Here is a 19,457-nt window from a genome sequence, read left to right on the forward strand (position 1 = left end):
ACATGCAGAAGCTCAATACCCCGGCGCATCTGATCGAACAGGTTTACGACGCCATTCTCGACGCCATCTGCCAAGGCCAACTACAGCCTAACGAGCGCGTGACCCAGGAAGGTCTGGCCGCGCAGCTGGGAGTTTCACGCCAGCCGATCCTGCAAGCATTCCAGATCCTCAAGCGCGAAGGCTTTATCGAAGATCACGGTCGCAAGGGCGTGATCGTCACGCCACTCGACCCGCAGAAGCTGGTGCAGTTGTATCAAGTGCGCGCAGCCCTCGACGCCCTCGCCGCACGCAACGCCGCGCGACTTGTTCAGCAAAATGGCGCAAAGAAACTCCAGGCGATTGCCGACAAGCTGGTCAGTCAGGGACGTGCGGCCGCCGCGGCCAATGACACCAGCGCCCTGGTTCGCCTGGACATGGCGTTCCACCAATTCATCTACGAAATGTCCGGCAACCCGGTGATCGCCCAGACCACCGCCCTGCACTGGCATCACATCCGCCGGACCATGAGCTCGATTCTGCAACACGACGTGCGCACGTTCGAAGGCGTATGGGATGAGCACCAAGCCATCCTCTGCGCCATTTTCGATGGCAATGAAGAACTGGCGGCGCGGCTTGCCCAACAGCACGCCGAAAGCGCCGCCGAACACCTGGCGCGGATTCTGGAGAGCGCGGAACACGCGACAAAACTGAAGCAGGCCTGACCTGCGGACTGCCCCCTGGAGACACTCATGAAGCTGACACAAGAACAAATCAAGGCTTATGACGAAGAAGGCTACATCCTGCTGCCGAGCCTGTTTTCACAACAGGAAGCAGCCCTGATGAAATCCCGTCTTCCGGCGCTGTACCAGATGAACCGCGACGAAGTGATCAAGGAAAAAAGCGGCGTGGTGCGCACCGTGTTCGCCGCTCATACCTTCGATGAGGTATTCGCCCGTGTGGCCAGCCATCCACGCTTGATCGATCCGGCGCGGCAATTGCTGAACAGCGAGGTGTACATGCATCAGTTCAAGATCAACGCCAAGGCTGCGTTCAATGGCGATATCTGGCAATGGCACCAGGATTTCGGCACCTGGCACCAGGATGACGGCATGCCAGAGGCTCGGGCGATGAACGTTGCGATATTCCTCGATGACGTCAACGAGTTCAACGGCCCGCTGATGCTCATTCCTCGCTCGCACAAGGAAGGCCGCCTGGATGCCAGCCACGACCTGACCACGACGAGCTATCCATTGTGGACGCTGGACAATGCCAAGGTCTCCGAGCTGGTGGAGCAAGGGGGGATCGTTGCACCCAAGGGCGTCGCCGGTACGGTGTTGATTTTCCAGAGCACGCTGGTGCATGCGTCGTCACCCAATCTGTCGCCCTGGGACCGCAACACGCTGTACGTCACCACCAACTCAGTGGAGAACGCCATCCGCAAATTCCAGCGCCCGGACTACATCGCTCATCGCGATTTCACACCGATCCGGACCCTCGACGACACCTGCCTCGACGAGTTTCAACAAGCTGTAGCCTGAGCCCCGCCGCCCGCCGAACCGCGTTCGGCGGGCAGCCATCGCCATAAAAAGGACAACAACGATGAACGATTCCATGCGCGACAAAGTTGTAATCGTCACGGGCGCCGGCGCCATCGCCGAGGGCTGGAGCAATGGCCGGGCGGCGGCAGTGTTATATGCCCGCGAAGGCGCCAGGCTGCTGGCGGTGGACCGTGATCCACAATCGGCCGAGGCTACTTGCGCCATCATTCGTGAAGAAGGCGGCACCTGCGAAGTGTTCACCGGCGATGTGTCCAACTCAGCCGACATGCGCCGCATGGTCGAGGCGGCGCAGGATCATTTCGGTCGCCTGGACGTGTTGCACAACAACGTCGGCATCGCCGAAACCGGCGGGCCGGTGGAGGCCAGCGAAGAGAGCTGGAACCGCTTGCTGGCCGTCAACCAGACCAGCCTGTTTCTGACCTGCAAGTACGCCCTGCCGGTGATGGAAGCACAGAAGTGCGGCGCCATCGTCAACATCGCCTCGATTGCCGCGACGCATTGGTTGGGTTTCCCCTATGTCGGTTATTCAGCGACCAAGGCGGCGATGATTGCCTTTACCCAGAACGTTGCGGTTCAGTACGCACCGCTGGGCATCCGCGCCAACTGCGTGTCGCCCGGCTTCATGAACACGCCGATGGTCAGCGCTTCGCTGACCGCGACCTACGGCGCAGGGGTTCAAGCCATGCTCGACACCCGCCACGCGCAATGCCCGATGGGTTTCATGGGCGATGCCTGGGACGTGGCTCACGCCGCGCTGTTTTTGGCCTCCGATGCCGCGCGTTACATCACCGGCACCAATCTGGTGGTCGATGGTGGCCTGACCCTGCGCTGCGCCTGAAACCGCACCTGCCACCTTTTCTCTTCGCATCTGCCGTGGCGTGCCGCGGCGGTAAGGACACGTGCGGCGATGCTCGCTATCTTCAATGTTGCCTTTCCCGTATTCAGTCTGATTTTTGTCGGCTTTTTCTGCCGCCGTCGCGGCATCCTGGGGCCCAACGCATCCACCGAGCTCAACCGCTTCGTCATTTATCTGGGGCTGCCAGCGCTGCTGTTCGAGTCGATGTCCCGACTGGCCTCGGTGCAGGCACTCGACCTGGGTTTCATCGCCGCGTTCGCCCTGGGCATGGCGGTGGTGTTCCTGATCACCTTGTGGCTACGGCTACGCAACAAGGCTCACTTCATCGATGCCACCATCGATGCGCTGGGCGCCGCCTACCCCAACTCCGGGTTTCTGGGCATTCCACTGTGCTTGTTGACCTTCGGCGAGGCAGGCATTGCGCCCGCAGTGATCGGCACCTTGATGACCGCGTGCCTGCTATTCGCGCTGGCGATTGTGATGATCGAGATGTTTCGCCAGAGCGAAAAGCACTTGGGCCGCACGTTGGCCAAGGTGGGCGGCTCGCTGCTGCGCAACCCGATCATGGTGGCGCCGGTGCTGGGTTGCCTGGTGGCGTGGAGCGGTGTAGCGCTGCCCACCGGGGTGCAGCAGTTGTTCCAGTTTCTCGGGGCGGCAGCGGGCCCTTGCGCACTGGTCTCCATTGGCCTGTTCCTGGCCGCCACCCGTTCGCACAAGGTCGACGGCCAGACGTTGGGCATGCTGGTCACGATGAAGTTGCTCGTGCAGCCGGCAGTAACGGGGGCATTGGTGTTCTGGGTGTTCGAGCTGCCGCCGATGTGGGCCTGGTCGGCTTTACTGTTGAGCGCATTACCGGTGGGTAACGGGCCCTTTATGCTGGCGGAATTGTTTGGTCGGGAGGCGAACACCATGTCGCGCACGATCCTGATGTCGACCTTGTGTTCGTTGCTGACGGTGTCGGTGATTCTGGCGTGGATCCCCCAACAATGAAGTCCCTCGCTACAGGATCTCGACGATCCTGTAGCGGATGCGCCCTGCCCTCGGTGACCGCTTAATCACGCATGTACCCACCGTCCACATCCATGATTTCACCCGTCACGAAACTCGCCGCATCCGATGCCAGAAAACACACCGCGGCGGCGATGTCTCGCGGTGTTCCCGCGCGCCCCAACGGCATGTCCACCAACACTCGTGCCCGTGCTTCGGAACTCAGGGTGCTGGTCATGTCGGTATCGGTCAACGCTGGCGACACCGCATTGGCGGTGATATTGAACGGCCCGGCTTCGCGCGCCAGCCCCTTGGTCAAGGCAATCACGCCGCCTTTGGCCGCGGCATAACAACTGTTGCCCAACAGGCCGCCACCGCGTTTTCCAGCGACCGAGGCGATGTTGATGATCCGTCCCGAGCGGCGGGCCATCATGCCCGGCAAGACCGCCTTGGCGCAGTAGAAAACGCTGTTCAGGTCGATCGCCATAACGCGCCTCCATTCGGCCGCGCTCACCTCCAATAGCGGCGCGGTGGAAACGATGCCAGCATTGTTGACCAGGATATCGATGCTCCCCAGCGCCTGCCCAACCTGGCTCACCATGGCCTCCACCTGTTGCTCATCGGCAACATCCACCCCCAGGCCAATGGCATGAATGCCCAACTCACCTAGCTGTGCTGCTGCCCGTTCGGCGGCGCCATGGTCGAGATCACAGATTGCGACCCGCGCGCCGCATTGGCCCAGAGCCACAGCGATGGCATAGCCGATACCGCGGGCGGCGCCGGTGACGAGTGCGTTACGGCCTTCGAGAGAAAAACTGATCGGCGCAAAATTGGCAGAGGCATTCATTATTGTTATCCCTTGATCTGGACGCAGGTCGGCCTTCCCGCTCAACGGGAAAAGGCCGGTTGTTCAATGAAAATCAGACAGCTGATGCCGTCAGGAAGGGGCGTAGCTGCCCAGCGCCAACTGGTTCTTGAGCGGCGCGATATCCAGACGCCGCAGCACGCGATACAGCGATGGCCGACAGATCCCCAGCGCACGAGCAGCGGCGGTCATGTTCCAGCGGCAATTGATGAGCACGCCGAGTACGTCCTCGCGTTCATCCACGGGTGCGGCGGTATGTCGGGTCTGGCGAATCGGCGTAACGTTCTGCACCTTCGCCCGTACCGGCAGCGACGGCTGGCCGCCAGCCTGAGGGAGGAAGTCAGCGGGCAGGTCCCAGCGCTGAACTCGCGCGCCCTCCTTCACCGCACAGGCATAACGAATGACCGCACGCATCTGCCGCAGGTTGCCCGGCCACGAATGACCAAGCAGCAACGGCCAGACATCGGCGGCGATGACTTGGCGTGGATCGCAGCCAGGCAGCTCGGTGGCGACCATGCTGCACACCAGCTCGGCACGGTCGGTGCGTTCGCGCAGCGGCGGCAACTGCACCACTGCGGTGGCAATGCGATAGAACAGATCCTCGCGAAAGCTGCCGTTTTCCACCAGCGCGGTAAGGGATTGGTGGGTGGCGCAGATCAGCGCGAAGTTCACCGGCACACTGCGCTCGGCGCCCAGCGGGGTGATCTCGCGCTCGGCGATCACCCGCAGCAGGCGGGTTTGCTGCTCGTAAGGCATGTCGCCGATTTCGTCGAGAAACAAGGTGCCGCCGTCGGCCTGCGCCACTTTGCCCTTCTTGCCACTCGGCAGGGCACCGGAAAACGCACCGCGGGAGTAGCCGAACAGTTCGCTTTCGATCAGGGTTTCGGGGATGGACGCACAATTGAGGGCGACCAGTTGCGCGGCGTGGCGCTGACCGTGCTCGTGCAGCGCACGGGCCAGTACCTCTTTGCCGGTACCGGTCTCCCCCTGAATGAGTACGGCGATGCCGCGCTCCATCAGGCGCAACGCGCGGCGAAAAGCCTGGCGCACTTGCGGGTCACTGTCGTGGGCAATATCGCATTCAGGGTAAGCGGAGGTTGCGTGGGCTCGGGCAAACGAAGGGTGTTCGTGTACGGAAGGCATCAGCGTCACCTGTTTTTATTGTATAGCTCGTGACTATGTCGACTCGCCGCACTTGTGATGCAGCCGTCGATATGGCGTTGAATCACAATAAGGCAGGCACACTTATATTTTCCAATCCATAATAAATCATCTATTGATACCTTTTAGAGCATCATGATCGAACTCCGCCATCTGCAATATTTCCGCACCCTGGCAGAAACCCTGCACTTCGGCCGTGCCGCTGAACGCCTGCATATCTCCCAGCCGCCGCTGTCGCGGCAGATCGCTTTGCTCGAAGAAGAACTGGGGGTCAAGCTGTTCGATCGTTCACGCCGACGGGTAGAACTGACCGAGGCGGGCCAGCGCTTTTACCTGGATACCGCCACGGTGTTTGCCGCGTTCGAGCAAGCCAAGCGCAACGCCTTGGCCGCCGCGCGGGGCGCGGCGGGCGAACTGTCGGTGGGTTTCATGATGTCTACGGCCTACAGCGTTACCCCGGCGATTACCCGACGCTATGCCGCGCAGTTTCCGCAGGTGAGGCTCAAGCTGACCGAGACCTTGCCACTGGACCTTGCCCAGGACATCAGCGACGGCAACAAGGACGTGGCGATCATGTACCGTCCGCAGGACTGCAGCGGGCTTGAGACCGTGACCCTGTACCGGGAAGAAATGACTGTGGTACTGCCGCCGGATCATCGACTGCTGGAGCAGCCGATGATCGACCCACGGGAACTGGCCGGGGAAACCTTCATCATCGTGCCACGGCGTATTGCCCCGGCGCTGCACGACATGATTTTCAACTACTGCCTGCAGCACGGGGTCACCCCGAATATCGGTCTGGAAATCAACATGCAGCAGACCATCGTCAACCTGGTGGGCGAAGGCCTGGGGATCGCCATCGTGCCCCGCTCGATGCGCAACATGCGCCTGGCCAACACCACGTTCAAGCCGTTGCGCGATGCGCCGGTGATCGAGGTGGTGGCGGTGTGGAAAGCCGATAATCACAACCCGTGCATCGCGACGTTTATCGAGAGTGCGCAACAGGCCAGCGCCCAGGTGTCTTGCGAGGAAGAAATTGCCTGAACGGGTTCAGGTAATCGAGGCGTAACCCCTTGCGCCCGCTGCTCGCATTCAGCCTCCCAAGACACCTCGCCTGGACTCGTCTGAAGCGACAGGTGTCTCCCATAAGTGTCTCCCTTATCTGCTCAGGCGACATCTGCCTGGCCATCGCGTGCTCCTCGCAAACGCCCGCTCCACCGGGCCTGCGCCTGCCCCGCCAGCCCTTGGCACCGCTCTTGCTATCGCCCTTGCCAAACAACATCAACGCAGGGAACACCTTATGCGATCGCCCGTTATGACTGGCTGGTATCACTCGCCATTCGGCAAGTTCGACCAACTCGATCCTGAACTGATGATGGCGGAGGCCGCCATCGGCGCACTGGCACACGCAGACATCGCGCCGGAGCAGATCGACTCCGTGCATGTCGGCCACTTCAACGCTGGCTTCCTGTATCAGGACTTTCCTTCAGCCCTGCTGGCCAACCATATTCCACAGTTGCGTTTCACCCCCTCGGTACGTGTGGAAAATGCCTGCTCCACCGGCTCGGCAGCGATTCATTCGGCCCTGCAGGCGGTACTCAGCGGCCAGAGCAAACATGCACTGGTGGTGGGGTTCGAGAAGATGAACACCCTGCCCACCGCCGAGGTCGGCAAGATCCTGCTCAAGTGCTGCTACGCCAAGGAAGAAGCCGATATCGAGGGTGGCTTCGCCGGTGTGTTCGGCACCATTGCGCAAACCTATTTCGACCGTTACGGCGACCAGTCCGATGCGCTGGCGATGATTGCCGCGAAGAATCACGCCAATGGCGTGCTGAACCCCTACGCGCACATGCGCCGCGATTTCGGTTATGACTTCTGCCGTAACCCGTCGGAAAAAAACCCCTTCGTGGCCGGACCGCTGAAACGTACCGACTGCTCGTTGATCACCGACGGATCGGCTGCCCTGGTGATCAGTCGCCACGACCTGGCGGGTGATCGCCGCCACGCCGTTCGCTTCCGTGCCGCCGTGCAGGTCAATGACTACATGCCGCTGTCCAAGCGCGACCCGACGTTCTTCGAAGGTGCCGCCCGTGCCTGGCAACAAGCGCTGCAAACCGCCCAGCTGAGCCTGGACGATCTGTCGCTGGTCGAGACCCACGACTGCTTCACCATCGCTGAATTACTGGAATACGAAGCCATGGGCCTGGCCGAACGTGGCCAGGGCGCGCGCGTCATCGCCGAAGGCGTCAGCCGCAAGGATGGGCGCCTGCCAATCAACCCGTCTGGCGGCCTCAAGTCCAAGGGTCACCCGATCGGTGCCACCGGCGTGTCGATGCACGTCATGGCGGCCATGCAGCTCAGCGGCCAGGCGGGCGATATGCAACTGCCCAAGGCCGATCGCGCCGGGGTCTTCAATATGGGCGGCGCGGCGGTGACCAACTACGTGAGCATCCTGGAGACCGTGCAATGATGGGTATCGACAACGTCATGAACCTGGGAGAAATGCTCAACCAGATCGCTCGTCGCTATCCGGATGCGCCGGGTTTTATTCGCAGTGGTCGTGAGTACTCCTGGAAAGAAATATCCATGCGGGTCGACAGTGTCGCCGCTGCCTTGCGCGAACGCGGCATCAAGAAAGGCGACAAGCTGCTGGTGCACTCACGCAACAACCTGCCGTTATTCGAAAGTGCCTGGATCGCGTTTCGCCTCGGCGCCGTGTGGGTCCCCACCAACGTGCGCATCACCCCGTCCGAAGCCGCCTATCTGGGCAACTCCAGCGGCGCGGTAGCGATGCTTTACGACGAAGGCCTCGAACATTACGTCGACGCCGTGCGCGAAGCATCGCCGGCCCTGCAGCAAGTCATCGCCATCGGCCAACCCCGTGACGGCGAACTGGCCTACGACCAATTGCTGGATGCGGGCCGTGCCCTGCACGCCGCCTTCCGTCCGGCCGAAGTGAATTACCACGACCCGCTGTGGTTCTTCTACACCTCGGGCACCACCGGCCATCCCAAGGCAGGGGTGCTGACTCACGGCCAGATGGCTTTCGTGATCACCAACCACATCGCCGACCTGATGCCCGGCTTGAACCAGCACTCGCGCTCGCTGGTGCTGGCGCCACTGTCCCACGGCGCTGGCATCCATGCCCTGGTCAATGTCGCTCGAGGCGCCGCCTGCGTGCTGCCGGCCAGCGACAAACTGGACTGCGACGAGGCCTGGCGCCTGGTGCAGGAGCATCGAGTGGACAACCTCTTCACCGTGCCGACCATCGTCAAGATGCTTACCGAAAGCGACGCCGTCGACCGCTACGACCACAGTAGCCTGCGCCAGGTGATCTATGCCGGCGCGCCGATGTACCGCGCCGACCAGCGCCATGCACTGAACAAGCTGGGCAAGGTACTGGTGCAGTATTACGGCCTGGGTGAGGTGACCGGCAACATCACCGTGCTGCCCGCCGATTGCCACCACGCCGAAGATTCCCCCGACGCCAAGGTCGGCAGCTGCGGCTACCCTCGGACCGGCATGCAGGTGGCGATTCTCGATGACGACGGCAATGAATTGGCCACGGGTATCGACGGCGAAATCTGCGTGCGCGGCCCCGCCGTGTTCAGCGGTTACTACAACAACCCCAAGGCCAACGAAAGCTGCTTCAAGTTCGGCTGGTTCCATACCGGCGATCTCGGCCATCTGGACGAACAGGGTTACCTGTTCATCACCGGTCGGGCTTCGGACATGTACATTTCCGGTGGTTCCAACGTGTATCCACGGGAAGTCGAGGAGGCCCTGCTCAGTCATCCGGCGGTGACAGAAGTGGCCGTGCTGGGCATGCCCGACGCGAAATGGGGCGAGTCCGGCTATGCGGTGATCGTCACCACCGCCGAGGTCAGCGACGAACAGTTACTGGCGCATCTGGAGCCGCGTGTAGCGCGTTACAAATGGCCCAAGCGCTTCGTGCGCTGGGACGAGATGCCCAAGTCAGGCTACGGCAAGATCGTCAAAAAGCAGATCCGCGCGCTGCTTGAAGAACGCCAGGAGGTGGCCTGATGACCCCACATTTCGCGGATCGCGCCGGAGTGCGCACGTTCATCCACGAGGGCCCACCGCTATCACCCCGGCGACTGGACCTGGAAGTGCCTTATAGCGAAGAGTTGCGCATCGTGCTGCCGATGGCCAGTAACGTCGCAGCAGGTGTGCTCAAGGCGCTGGAAGGTCGACGCTATGGCAGCGCGGTGGGACGCATTCTGTGTGGTGGCGCCGCGCACCTGAGCTATCACCGCATGATTGTCACCGACAAGCCCGAGCGCCCCTATGACTATGGCCAGCCGGTGGTCCTGGACGGCTACATCACGTTTATCAGCGGCGCCATCACCGTGGGTCGCGATGCCAAGGGCGCTCCGCTGTTGCACTGCCATGCCGGTTTTCTCGATCGCAATGGCGAGCAGCACGGCGGGCATCTGGTGCTGGACAAACTGATCGTGGGCAGTGAGCCCCTGGTGATTCGCCTGTGCCTGTTCGACCAGGTTGCCTACCAGGTGCAGCCTGACGCGGAGACTCACTTCAACCTGCTTCATCCCGTCCTCCAGGAGCTGTCATGAACCTCGCCACAACCGAAGAGTCCCAGGTCCAGGGCGGCCGGCTGGGCCGCCTGGTGATCGCCCGCCTGAAACCCAACGAAGACCTCATCGACAGCGCCGAAGCCTTGTGCAAAGACCACGGCATCCACCTGGCCGTGGTCCGCGGCGGACTGGGCAGTCTGATTGATGCCCAGCTCTGCTACCTGGGTCGCCAGGGCATGATCGAAATCCGTGTCGATGGTCCGGGCGTGGAAATACTCAGCGTCAGCGGCGAAATCATCAGCGGCGAAAGCCGATTGCAGGCGGTCGTTGCCGATGCCGACGGCAAGCTCTACGCCGGCCGCCTGGAGCGCGGTAAAAACCTCACGTTCATTACGGTCGAGCTGACGTTGCAAGAGTGGCTGCCCGACTGAACCGTTCATCCCGTAACCACCCATAACAATAAATCGTAGCCGTGTGCAAAGGGCGGGTTCACTGCCCCCGCGCCCCCGGACTTTCGATCGTATTGCCACGTCCATCAGGAAAACAACAATGAAAAAAATTCCTTTCGTCCGACTGTCTTTGCTCGCCACCACAGGTATCGCCCTGTCACCCATGGCGCACGCTGACTTCGTCAAGGACAGCAAGGCCACCCTGGGTTTTCGCAACTACTACTTCAACCACGACTACCGCGATCGTGCCGGTCCCGCCGGGCAAAGCAAAACAGCAGAATGGGCACAGGGATTCTTCCTCGATTACAAATCCGGCTTCACCGATGGCACTGTCGGCTTTGGTGTGGACGCGCTTGGCTTGCTGGGGGTGCGCCTCGACGGCGGCACAGGCAACCACCGCGGAAGCTCGATGATTCCTGATGACAGCGACGGCAGCGCCGTGGACGAATGGAGCCGGCTGGGGCTGACCGGCAAGATGCGTTTTTCCCAGACCGAGGCCCGCTACGGCACCCTCCAGCCCAAGCTGCCGATCCTGGTGGCCAACGATGGTCGCGTCCTGCCACAAACCTTCGAAGGCGGCATGATCACCTCCAAGGAAGTGGACAACCTGACCCTGGTCGGCGGTCGCCTGGAACACACCACCGGCCGCGGCTCGACCAACCGCTCGGGGCTCGCGGTCGCCGGCGGCACGCAGCAAAGCAATGAGTTCCTGTTTGCCGGCGCCGACTACAAGCTGACCAAGCAACTCACGCTGCAATACTACGCGGCCCAGCTGGAAGACTATTACATACAGCATTTCGGCGGCCTGGTGCATGTGCTGCCCCTGGGCGAGGGCCAGTCGCTGACCACCGACCTGCGTTACTTCAAGACCGACGCCGATGGCCGCAACGACTCCGCCTCAGGCCGCGCCGCCGGTTACCGGGTGGGAGGCCTGGGTGATACCCCCGGCAAGATCGACAACGACACCTGGAGCGCGATGTTTACCTATGCCCTGGGCGGCAACTCCTTCCTGCTCGGTTACCAGAGCGTGTCCGACAGCGGCAACTTTGTGCAGCTAAACCAAGGCAACACTAACGAGGGTGCGGCGGGCAGCAGTATCTACCTGTTCACCGACCGCCTCATCACCAGCTTCACCCGGGCAGGCGAGCGCACGGCATTCGGACAATACGGCTACAACTTCGCCGCGATGGGCATTCCCGGGCTGGTGGCGTCAGTCACGTACCTCAAGGGCACCAACATCCGCACGGCCACCGGTGGCGATGAAAAGGAATGGGAACGCGACATCGCGCTGGATTACGTGGTGCAGAGCGGCACCTTCAAGGGTGTAGGGTTCAGCTGGCGTAACGGCACGATGCGCAGTGGCTTGCCCAGCGAATATGCCCAGGACCAGAACCGCGTGGCCGTCAGTTATACGCTGGCGTTGTTCTGACCGCCGGGGGCTCCGATGTCGGGAGCCCCTTGTTTTATGTCGATCGTTTGAAGTTGACCCCGCGTGGCGGCGTGCTCTCGAAAGCCACGCCGCCGCTGCTTCATGCTGGCTCGCTTCAGGCCTCACTCTGCCAATGCCGACACTTCGAAGTCTTTCCGACGCCGGGGTTGAAGGCATTGCACGGATCCAGCTTCTGATAAAACGCCTTCAGCTCGGCCTTCGCAGGATAAAGATGGCCGACGTTATGCTCGGCCGGATACTCGGCACCTCGATTATCCAGCAGCGCCCACATCTCATGCTCCACCGCCAGACAATCGCTGCCCTTGCGCACGATGTAATCCTGGTGAAAGACGTGACAGAAGAAATGTCCGTAATACAGTTTCAGGATCAGTTGCTGTTCAATGGATTCAGGCAGTTTCTCGAACCAGTCCCGATCATTGCGTGCCAGGGCGATATCCAGTGCCACGATATCCTCGACCGCATCGTCATGGATCGCCCGATACCGCACCGCCGCCCCGGCCGCCGCGAACCGATGCAGGAACGCCTTGCTGCCCTCCTCAGCCGAGCATCGAAAGAAGTCCCCACCACGCCCGTCGAGCAATTGGCTCAGGTAAGCTTCGGTCGGCGCTACCGAAGCGGCAGACACCTTGAGCATCAAGTAATGCTCAAAACGCTGACGGTAATCGGTCATACGTTTGGGCAGGTGATCCGGAAAACAGCGCGCGACCCGCTGCAATACGCGGTCTGACAGATGCGAACGCAGCCACGTAAAACGACCGAGAAAGTTATCCACCCGACTTTTCAGGGCAAACATCTTCGGCAAGCGCTGGGTGCCCAGGTGATGGATCATCAGGAAGGTATCCTTGCCGTACTGCGCCGCCACGTCGTAGGCGTCACGGTGCATGTACTCACCGGCGATCGGCAACTCGACGAAGTGCTCAAGCATGTGTCGGCGGATCCGGGTCAGGTCATCGGTGTGATTGGTTCCGATGTAGAACACCGCGGTATCGCGTTCAGCGGTAAAAGTGTCCAGGCGCACCGCAAATACCGCGAGTTTGCCTGCGCTGCCGCTGGCTTCGTGCAGGCGTTGCTTGTCCGCGTTGAAACGGGCTGGCGTGGCGGCATCGACATCACGCACGTGCTCTGCATAACCGTGGTCGGAGCCGCGTCCGGCATTGGCCTGGATATCGGCTTCGCTGTAACGGCCAGCATCCAGGTTGCCAAGGATCTGCTCAGGCGTATCGCCCAGATTGACTCCCAAGTGATTGACCAAGTGCAGTTGGCCCTCCGCATCAAGCTGGGCGTATAGCGACATCTCGGTGTAGGCCGGCCCGCGCCGGATCAACGAACCACCCGAATTGTTGCAGACGCCACCGAAGACTGAAGCGCCAATGCACGAAGAGCCAATCACCGAATGCGGCTCGCGCCCCAGGGGCTTGAGCACCTTTTCCAGCTGATCCAGCGTCGAACCTGGAAAGCAGATCACTTGCCGCCCCTGCTCGATCACCTGCACGGTGCGCATGCGCAGGGTACTGACGATCACGACCTCGCGATCGTAGCCGCCGTCAGGCGTTGAGCCACCGGTAAGCCCGGTGTTGGCGGCCTGCATGATGACGATCATGTCGGCGGCCACGCACGCTTTGACCACTCGCCATTGCTCAAGCAACGAACCAGGACACACCACCGCTACGGCACTGCCCTTGCCAAATCGGAAGCCCTGGCGAAAGCGCACTGTGTCGTTGGCTTCGGTCAGTACATGGCTGTCACCGACGATGGTTTTAAGGTTGGCGATGAGTTCGGGTACAAGAGATTGATGCACAGGTGTGGCAATGGCGTTCATCGGTATTTCCGCAGGTAGAGGCGCGATCGGGCGGCCGTTATTGTTCTTCCAAGGCGTGTTCCAGGCCTTGGGGATGACTCGACTCGGTCTGCTCCACCCCCTGAAACCGTGCGGTTAAAGGCGGGCGAAGCCATGAGGAAGCAGGCGTCGCCCCCCAGCGGCGAAAATCTCGCGCCGGGTGACACGCATTACAGGCAGGCTGGCTTTTTGCGAGATGCTCGCGAGGGAGGCATCGTTTGAGCGGTGTCGCGGCGGTCGCTCAAATTTCCAGGATGCCCGACGCCATGAACCCGCCATCCACCGGAATCACATGACCGCTGATGTATGACGAATCGTCGGAAGCGAGAAAGGCCACCGCCCCCGCCATTTCCGCTGGTGTTCCATAACGCCGCATCGGCACGGCCCTGGCGTAGGAATCCCGGGTCGTGGCCGAGTGCAGCATCTGGGTCAACGGTGTGTCCACAGGGCCGGGCGCTATACCGTTTACGGTAATGCCGTATTCGGCAAGCTCGACCGCCATCTGCCGAGTCAACCCGATGATCGCTGCCTTGGACGTGCCATAGGCTGTGCGGCCCATGCTCGCGCGCATACCGCTGATGGAGGCGACGTTGATGATCCGCCCCCAACCATTGACGCTCATCAGGCGTGCCGCGTGTTGGCCGCAGAGAAGCGAGCCCGTCAGGTTGATGTTCAGGACCCGCTGCCAGTCGGCGAGGTCGCAGTCCAGAAACGCCTGGGTCTTGGCAATGCCGGCGTTGTTTACCAGCACGTCACAGCGACCAAAACGCTCTTGCAGATAGGCAAACGCCGCCGCGATGGATTGCGCATCGCCAACGTCGATCGCCAACGCCAGCGCTTCAATGCCTTGGGCCTTGAGCCCGACGACCATTTCTTCGGCCGCCGCCAGGTTGATGTCTGCCACCACCACCGTATGCCCATCGTGCCCCAGGCGTTCGGCGATCGCCGCGCCGATGCCCATGGCGGCGCCTGTGACCAGGGCCACGCGCCCCAAGTCCAGGGCGACCGGAGCTTGTTTTTTCGCTAATTGGCTCATGACAAATGCTCTCTTAAAGGAAACCGATGGAGATCCATGGGAAACAGGCGACGATAATCAGCGCCACGATCAGTGCGGCGAGGTAGCCCCAGACGCGACGGATAACGTGGTCGGACGACACCTTGCTGATCGCGCAGGCGGCGTAGAAGCCGACACCCAGCGGCGGTGCGAACAGGCCGATACCCATCGCCAGGATCACCACCATGGCGTAGTGCACCGGGTGAATGCCGAGCATTTCGGCCAGCGGGAACATCAGTGGGCCGAACAGCACGATCGCCGGGATACCCTCCAGCACGCTGCCCAGAATCACGAAGGTGACGATGGTCACAATCATGAAGCCGATGGCGCCGCCAGGGATTTCGCTGATCACATCCACCAACGATGCCGAGAAACCTGACTGAGTCAGTGCCCAGGCCATGGCCGATGCCATGCCGATGATCAGCAGGATGGCACCGGACAATGCCGCTGCCTCGAGCATCATCGGGTAGACCTTCTTGAACTCGATGTGGCGCATGAACAGGTGCATCACCAGCCCGACCATCACCACGTACGCCACACCAATGGTGGAGACTTCGGTGGCTGTGGCCGCGCCTTCAAGCACCGCTACCCGGATCAGCAATGGCAGCGCCAGGGCCGGCAAGGCGATCATGAACGTGCGCACGACGACCGATAGCGGCGCGCGCTGAACATTCGGCCGCGCGTCCTTGCGTGAGCGCCACCAGCACACCAGCGCGATAACCACCGTGGCCACCACTGCCGGCATCAGACCACCGATGAACAGTGCGGTAATGGAAACGCTGCACACCGCGCCGATGGTAATCAGCACCAGGCTCGGCGGAATGGTCTCGGTCATCGCACCGGTCGCCGCCAGCAACGCCGCCAGCTCTTCGGGCTTGGAGCCGCGTTTTTTCATTTCAGGGAACAGCGCCGGAGCGACCGCCGCCATGTCGGCGACCTTGGAACCGGAAATCCCCGACACCAGAAACATCGCACCCAGCAAAACGTACTGCAGGCCGCCCCGCACATGACCGAGCAACGAGGCCATGAAGTCGATCAGCGTGCGCGCCATGCCGGACAGTTGGAGCACCACGCCCAGCATCACGAACAGTGGCACCGCCAGCAGCACCATGTGCGACATGCCTTCGTCCATGCGGCTGACCACAATCGACAACGGTGCATGGGTGGCCAGCGCCAGGTACGCCATGGTTGCGGTGCCGAAGGCGAACGCGATGGGGATACCGCCGAATACACAGGCACCCAGCAGCACCAGAAAAAAGATGATCAGATTGTAGTTACCCAGATCCGCCAGCAGTGGCTGGCTGATCCACAATCCGGCAGCCACGACCGCCACCACGACAATCCCCGCCATGAACTGGCTCACCGTGGAAAACCGCGCCATGCGCGAGACCGCAGCCAGCAGCATCAACACCGCGCCGACCGGCAAGGCCGCCGCACGCAAGCCGTCGGGAATGCCCAACGCCGGGGCGGTGATCCACATCTGTTCATGAGAATGCTGCATGGCCGGCGCGATGATCATCACCACGAACAGGCACACCACCAGCGCCGACAGGGTTTCGCAGAAACCGCGCCAGACTTCGGGCAACTTGTTTACCAGCGCCGACATGCGCATGTGTTCCCCGCGATCCAGGGCCAGCACCGCGCCGAACATGGCCATCCAGATGAACAGTGAAGACGCCAGCTCATCGGACCAGATCAGCGGGCTGTGCATCACGTAACGAGAAATAACCCCCGCCAGCAGCACGCCGGTTTCGATCACCATCAAAGCAACGGTGATCACCCCGACCACATGCATGGTCCACGTATTCAGACAGACAAGCGCCCGGGCCGGCAGGCGCATGGAAGAAGTGGAGGCCACTGCCGCTGGCGCGCCCATCATGCGAGTTTCCCGGCATATTTCTCGAGGATTGCCCAGGCGGCGTCGCCAAATTTCTCGTGCCAGTCGCCATAGTAGTTGGCGGTTTGCAGGCGCTGACGGAAGGGTTCGGGTGGCGACTCCACCAGTTCAAGACCTTGCTGCTTGAGCGTGTCGCGAATGGTGCCCTGCAACTTGGCCAGGTCATCGCGCTGAGCGAGCACCGCGGTATTGATGTGTTTGCTGACCACCGCTCGCAAGTCCTGCGGCAAGCGGTTGAAGGAGGCGCTGTTACCCAGCATCCAGAAGCCGTCCCAGACGTGGTTGGTCAGGGAGCAGTATTTCTGCACTTCATACAGTTTCGCCGAAGACACCAGGGTAAGCGGATTTTCCTGACCTTCCACGATGCGGGTCTGGAGTGCCGAATACACTTCGGAAAAATTGATGCTGGTAGGCGCGGCTTCGAAGGCGCGGAAGATGGACATGATGATGGGGCTCGGAGGCACGCGCAGCTTCATGCCCTTGAGGTCCTCGGGAGTGACCACCGGACGGGTACTGGTGGTGGTCACACGAAAACCGTTGTCCCAGATTTTGTCGAACGCAAACAGCGTTTCGGTCTTGGCGATCTCGGCGCGTACATGAGCGCCCAGCTCGCCGTCCATGGCATTCCACACTTGCTCATAATCTTTGAAGGCAAACCCGACTGCGCTGATCTGCACGGAGGGAACCATCGTGCCGAGGATCACCGGCGACAGTGCGAACATGTCGACGGCGCCGGAGCGCACTTGAGCCAGGGTATCGGTATCGCTGCCGAGCTGGCTGCTGGGGAAAATCTGGATCTGTACCGCACCGTTGGTTTCTTCACGAATCGCCTTGGCCATCTCCCGGGAACGCACATTCATGGAGTGGGTGATGGGCAGATTGTTGGCAAACTTCAGTTTGAACTCGGCGGCCTGGCTCTTGCCGCTGTAAAGACCGAGCCCGGCGGCCGCGACGGCGGCAGAAGCGAGGGAGGCCGTTTTGAGAAAGTTGCGGCGAGTAAAGTCGCTCATTTAGTTCTCCTGACTTTATTGTTTTTATTGATCGATGGCCGTGGTGCCGACGATTGCATGCAAGTGATAAAGCAATTCAGGTGCCATGGACTGAAAAAGCCTCGAGCCTGTCGAAAAAGTAGCTCGTGTTTTTATCCAAGCCACTGTTTCTACGAAAGAAAATATAACTTTATTGAATGTATCAATTTCTTACAGCACGACCTGAACACTGGGTTGATGTAACAGGTGTCTCCTTTGAATTGTCGCCCCCAACCCCACAGGCGACACCTGTAATGGGTCGACTCCGGCAGGTGGCGATCCAGTCACTTCTAGTAGGCTCCTATCAGCAAAAGAACTTCGATCTCGGGTCAGATGTCCCGGCGCACCGCGAGCGCAGCACCCATGAAAAAGCCGCGTCCAGACGCGGCTTTTTGTGTCTGAATATTGCCTCGTCGAAACTCAATAGTGGGCGCAACTCAGTTCAAATGTGGGAGCCTCAGGCTTTTTTGGTTCTTGGCAGGAAGATCGCCAACACCCCCAACAGCGGCAAGAACGAACACAGGAAGTACACGTACTCAATCCCGTGAACATCCGCCAGATGCCCAAGCAGCGCCGCGCCGATCCCGCCGAAACCGAACATCAAACCAAAGAATACTCCGGCGATCATCCCGACGTTACCCGGCACCAGTTCCTGGGCGTAGACCACGATGGCCGAGAATGCCGAGGCCAGGATGAAGCCGATCACCACGCTCAGCACACTGGTCCAGAACAGGTCCACATGGGGCAGCAACAGGGTGAACGGCGCCACGCCGAGGATCGAGAACCAGATCACCGCCTTGCGGCCGATCCTGTCGCCAATCGGCCCGCCGAAGAAGGTCCCCGCCGCTACCGCGCCCAGAAACAGGAACAGATGCAACTGCGAGCTGGCCACCGACAGGTCGAACTTCTCGATCAGGTAAAACGTGAAATAGCTGGTAAGGCTGGACATGTAGAAGTACTTGGAGAACACCAGCAACCCGAGCACCACCAAGGCACTCAACACCCGCCCTTTGGATAACCCATGGGTCGCCGCCTGACCTTGCTTGAGTTTGAAAAGGTTCAGGTGGTTGGCGTACCAGTGGCTGATGCGGTAGAGCACGAACAACGCAAAGACCGCGAACAGCCCGAACCAGGCCACGTTACCTTGACCGAACGGAATGATGATCGCTGCCGCCAGCAACGGCCCGAACGCCGACCCGGCATTGCCGCCAACCTGGAAGGTCGACTGCGCCAGACCGTAGCGCCCGCCGGATGCCAGTCGCGCAACCCGCGAAGCCTCTGGGTGAAAGGTCGAGGAACCAATGCCAATCAACCCCGCCGCCAACAGAATCAACGCAAAGCTGCCCGCCTGGGACATCATCAGGATCCCGATCAGCGTGCAGATCATTCCGGCCGGCAGCAGAAACGGCTTGGGATGGCGATCGGTGTAATACCCGACCCAGGGCTGCAACAGCGAAGCGGTGAGCTGAAAGGTCAGTGTGATCAAGCCGACCTGAGTGAAGCTCAACCCATAGTTGGCCTTGAGCATCGGATAGATCGACGGCAGCACCGCCTGAATCAGGTCATTGATCAAATGTGCGAGGGCCACGGCGCCGATGATGCGCATGACCAGCGGGCTGGTTTGCCCAGCGGCAGAAGCCGTGGCGGTGGGGGTCTGAAGGTTACTGATAGCCATAAGAGTTTCCGTACAACAGATGGGTGCGCACTTGCAGGTGCGACAATGTGCCATTTTTCAGTGCAGCAAAGCCATCCCCTTAGCCTGCTAACGACTTTGTATTT

At 61.0% G+C, this 19,457-nt stretch carries 17 protein-coding genes; 10 read left to right on the top strand and 7 right to left on the bottom strand.

Annotated elements, in window-relative coordinates:
* Positions 1–2: 2 nt before the first annotated feature.
* From F8N85_RS02820 to F8N85_RS02835, 4 genes are all read left to right on the top strand, one after another.
* A complete protein-coding gene (locus F8N85_RS02820) occupies positions 3–701 on the top strand; it encodes a GntR family transcriptional regulator (protein ID WP_150802154.1) in 699 nt (232 codons plus the stop codon).
* 27 nt (positions 702–728) lie between these two features.
* Positions 729–1,517, top strand: a complete 789-nt coding sequence (locus tag F8N85_RS02825; protein ID WP_150802155.1) for a phytanoyl-CoA dioxygenase family protein — start codon at positions 729–731, stop codon at positions 1,515–1,517.
* Between the two features lie 61 nt (positions 1,518–1,578).
* The gene (locus F8N85_RS02830; RefSeq protein ID WP_150802156.1) at positions 1,579–2,376 is read left to right on the top strand and encodes an SDR family NAD(P)-dependent oxidoreductase; all 798 of its coding nucleotides are present in this window, start codon (positions 1,579–1,581) and stop codon (positions 2,374–2,376) included.
* A gap of 69 nt (positions 2,377–2,445) precedes the next feature.
* Positions 2,446–3,384 carry an AEC family transporter gene (locus F8N85_RS02835; RefSeq protein WP_150802157.1) on the top strand — a complete coding sequence of 313 codons (939 nt, stop codon included), beginning with the start codon at positions 2,446–2,448 and terminating at the stop codon, positions 3,382–3,384.
* A 61-nt stretch (positions 3,385–3,445) separates the two neighbouring features.
* Here F8N85_RS02835 and F8N85_RS02840 read toward each other — a convergent pair whose 3' ends face one another.
* Both F8N85_RS02840 and F8N85_RS02845 read right to left on the bottom strand, forming a co-directional pair.
* Positions 3,446–4,228 (bottom strand): SDR family NAD(P)-dependent oxidoreductase, encoded by a 783-nt coding sequence (locus F8N85_RS02840; protein WP_150802158.1) that lies wholly within the window; start codon positions 4,226–4,228, stop codon positions 3,446–3,448.
* 90 nt (positions 4,229–4,318) lie between these two features.
* Complete coding sequence (locus F8N85_RS02845) at positions 4,319–5,389, bottom strand: sigma-54-dependent Fis family transcriptional regulator (RefSeq protein WP_150802159.1); 1,071 nt, start codon at positions 5,387–5,389, stop codon at positions 4,319–4,321.
* Positions 5,390–5,542: 153 nt separating this feature from the next.
* Between F8N85_RS02845 and F8N85_RS02850 the strand changes: the two genes are divergently transcribed.
* The 6 genes from F8N85_RS02850 (at position 5,543) to F8N85_RS02875 (ending at position 11,841) form a co-directional block, all read left to right on the top strand.
* On the top strand, positions 5,543–6,451 hold the full coding sequence (locus F8N85_RS02850) for a LysR family transcriptional regulator (RefSeq protein WP_150802160.1): 909 nt from the start codon (positions 5,543–5,545) through the stop codon (positions 6,449–6,451).
* Between the two features lie 256 nt (positions 6,452–6,707).
* A complete protein-coding gene (locus F8N85_RS02855; protein ID WP_150802161.1) occupies positions 6,708–7,877 on the top strand; it encodes an acetyl-CoA acetyltransferase in 1,170 nt (389 codons plus the stop codon).
* Positions 7,874–9,451: an acyl-CoA synthetase gene (locus F8N85_RS02860; RefSeq protein ID WP_150802162.1), complete on the top strand. Its 1,578-nt coding sequence runs from the start codon at positions 7,874–7,876 to the stop codon at positions 9,449–9,451. Before F8N85_RS02855 ends, F8N85_RS02860 begins: the two co-directional genes overlap by 4 nt.
* The gene (locus F8N85_RS02865; protein WP_150802163.1) at positions 9,451–10,002 is read left to right on the top strand and encodes a hypothetical protein; all 552 of its coding nucleotides are present in this window, start codon (positions 9,451–9,453) and stop codon (positions 10,000–10,002) included. Before F8N85_RS02860 ends, F8N85_RS02865 begins: the two co-directional genes overlap by 1 nt.
* Positions 9,999–10,394, top strand: a complete 396-nt coding sequence (locus F8N85_RS02870) for a PPC domain-containing DNA-binding protein (protein ID WP_150802164.1) — start codon at positions 9,999–10,001, stop codon at positions 10,392–10,394. Before F8N85_RS02865 ends, F8N85_RS02870 begins: the two co-directional genes overlap by 4 nt.
* Before the next feature lie 118 nt (positions 10,395–10,512).
* Positions 10,513–11,841, top strand: a complete 1,329-nt coding sequence (locus tag F8N85_RS02875) for an OprD family porin (protein WP_150802165.1) — start codon at positions 10,513–10,515, stop codon at positions 11,839–11,841.
* A gap of 115 nt (positions 11,842–11,956) precedes the next feature.
* On the opposite strand, the gene dld is transcribed toward F8N85_RS02875, so the two are convergent.
* The 5 genes from dld to F8N85_RS02900 all read right to left on the bottom strand — a co-directional run bounded on the left by dld (position 11,957) and on the right by F8N85_RS02900 (position 19,353).
* Positions 11,957–13,681 (bottom strand): D-lactate dehydrogenase, encoded by a 1,725-nt coding sequence (dld, locus tag F8N85_RS02880; RefSeq protein ID WP_150802166.1) that lies wholly within the window; start codon positions 13,679–13,681, stop codon positions 11,957–11,959.
* Positions 13,682–13,940: 259 nt separating this feature from the next.
* Entirely contained in the window at positions 13,941–14,735 is a 795-nt protein-coding gene (locus F8N85_RS02885; RefSeq protein WP_150802167.1) for an SDR family NAD(P)-dependent oxidoreductase, read from the bottom strand.
* Between the two features lie 13 nt (positions 14,736–14,748).
* Positions 14,749–16,632 (bottom strand): TRAP transporter large permease subunit, encoded by a 1,884-nt coding sequence (locus F8N85_RS02890; RefSeq protein ID WP_150802168.1) that lies wholly within the window; start codon positions 16,630–16,632, stop codon positions 14,749–14,751.
* The gene (locus tag F8N85_RS02895; protein ID WP_150802169.1) at positions 16,629–17,660 is read right to left on the bottom strand and encodes a TRAP transporter substrate-binding protein; all 1,032 of its coding nucleotides are present in this window, start codon (positions 17,658–17,660) and stop codon (positions 16,629–16,631) included. Before F8N85_RS02895 ends, F8N85_RS02890 begins: the two co-directional genes overlap by 4 nt.
* A gap of 475 nt (positions 17,661–18,135) precedes the next feature.
* Positions 18,136–19,353 carry an MFS transporter gene (locus F8N85_RS02900; protein WP_150802170.1) on the bottom strand — a complete coding sequence of 406 codons (1,218 nt, stop codon included), beginning with the start codon at positions 19,351–19,353 and terminating at the stop codon, positions 18,136–18,138.
* Positions 19,354–19,457 lie beyond the last annotated feature (104 nt).

This window comes from Pseudomonas fluorescens (genome assembly GCF_902497875.1).
GTDB lineage: Bacteria > Pseudomonadota > Gammaproteobacteria > Pseudomonadales > Pseudomonadaceae > Aquipseudomonas > Aquipseudomonas fluorescens_BR.

Excerpts from the sequence above, each read along its gene's own strand:
- F8N85_RS02820 (WP_150802154.1), top strand. The coding sequence starts at position 3 with ATGCAGAAGCTCAATACCCCGGCGCATCTGATCGAACAGGTTTACGAC.
- F8N85_RS02825 (WP_150802155.1), top strand. The coding sequence starts at position 729 with ATGAAGCTGACACAAGAACAAATCAAGGCTTATGACGAAGAAGGCTAC.
- F8N85_RS02830 (WP_150802156.1), top strand. The coding sequence starts at position 1,579 with ATGAACGATTCCATGCGCGACAAAGTTGTAATCGTCACGGGCGCCGGC.
- F8N85_RS02835 (WP_150802157.1), top strand. The coding sequence starts at position 2,446 with ATGCTCGCTATCTTCAATGTTGCCTTTCCCGTATTCAGTCTGATTTTT.
- F8N85_RS02840 (WP_150802158.1), bottom strand. The coding sequence starts at position 4,228 with ATGAATGCCTCTGCCAATTTTGCGCCGATCAGTTTTTCTCTCGAAGGC.
- F8N85_RS02845 (WP_150802159.1), bottom strand. The coding sequence starts at position 5,389 with ATGCCTTCCGTACACGAACACCCTTCGTTTGCCCGAGCCCACGCAACC.
- F8N85_RS02850 (WP_150802160.1), top strand. The coding sequence starts at position 5,543 with ATGATCGAACTCCGCCATCTGCAATATTTCCGCACCCTGGCAGAAACC.
- F8N85_RS02855 (WP_150802161.1), top strand. The coding sequence starts at position 6,708 with ATGCGATCGCCCGTTATGACTGGCTGGTATCACTCGCCATTCGGCAAG.
- F8N85_RS02860 (WP_150802162.1), top strand. The coding sequence starts at position 7,874 with ATGATGGGTATCGACAACGTCATGAACCTGGGAGAAATGCTCAACCAG.
- F8N85_RS02865 (WP_150802163.1), top strand. The coding sequence starts at position 9,451 with ATGACCCCACATTTCGCGGATCGCGCCGGAGTGCGCACGTTCATCCAC.
- F8N85_RS02870 (WP_150802164.1), top strand. The coding sequence starts at position 9,999 with ATGAACCTCGCCACAACCGAAGAGTCCCAGGTCCAGGGCGGCCGGCTG.
- F8N85_RS02875 (WP_150802165.1), top strand. The coding sequence starts at position 10,513 with ATGAAAAAAATTCCTTTCGTCCGACTGTCTTTGCTCGCCACCACAGGT.
- dld (WP_150802166.1), bottom strand. The coding sequence starts at position 13,681 with ATGAACGCCATTGCCACACCTGTGCATCAATCTCTTGTACCCGAACTC.
- F8N85_RS02885 (WP_150802167.1), bottom strand. The coding sequence starts at position 14,735 with ATGAGCCAATTAGCGAAAAAACAAGCTCCGGTCGCCCTGGACTTGGGG.
- F8N85_RS02890 (WP_150802168.1), bottom strand. The coding sequence starts at position 16,632 with ATGATGGGCGCGCCAGCGGCAGTGGCCTCCACTTCTTCCATGCGCCTG.
- F8N85_RS02895 (WP_150802169.1), bottom strand. The coding sequence starts at position 17,660 with ATGAGCGACTTTACTCGCCGCAACTTTCTCAAAACGGCCTCCCTCGCT.
- F8N85_RS02900 (WP_150802170.1), bottom strand. The coding sequence starts at position 19,353 with ATGGCTATCAGTAACCTTCAGACCCCCACCGCCACGGCTTCTGCCGCT.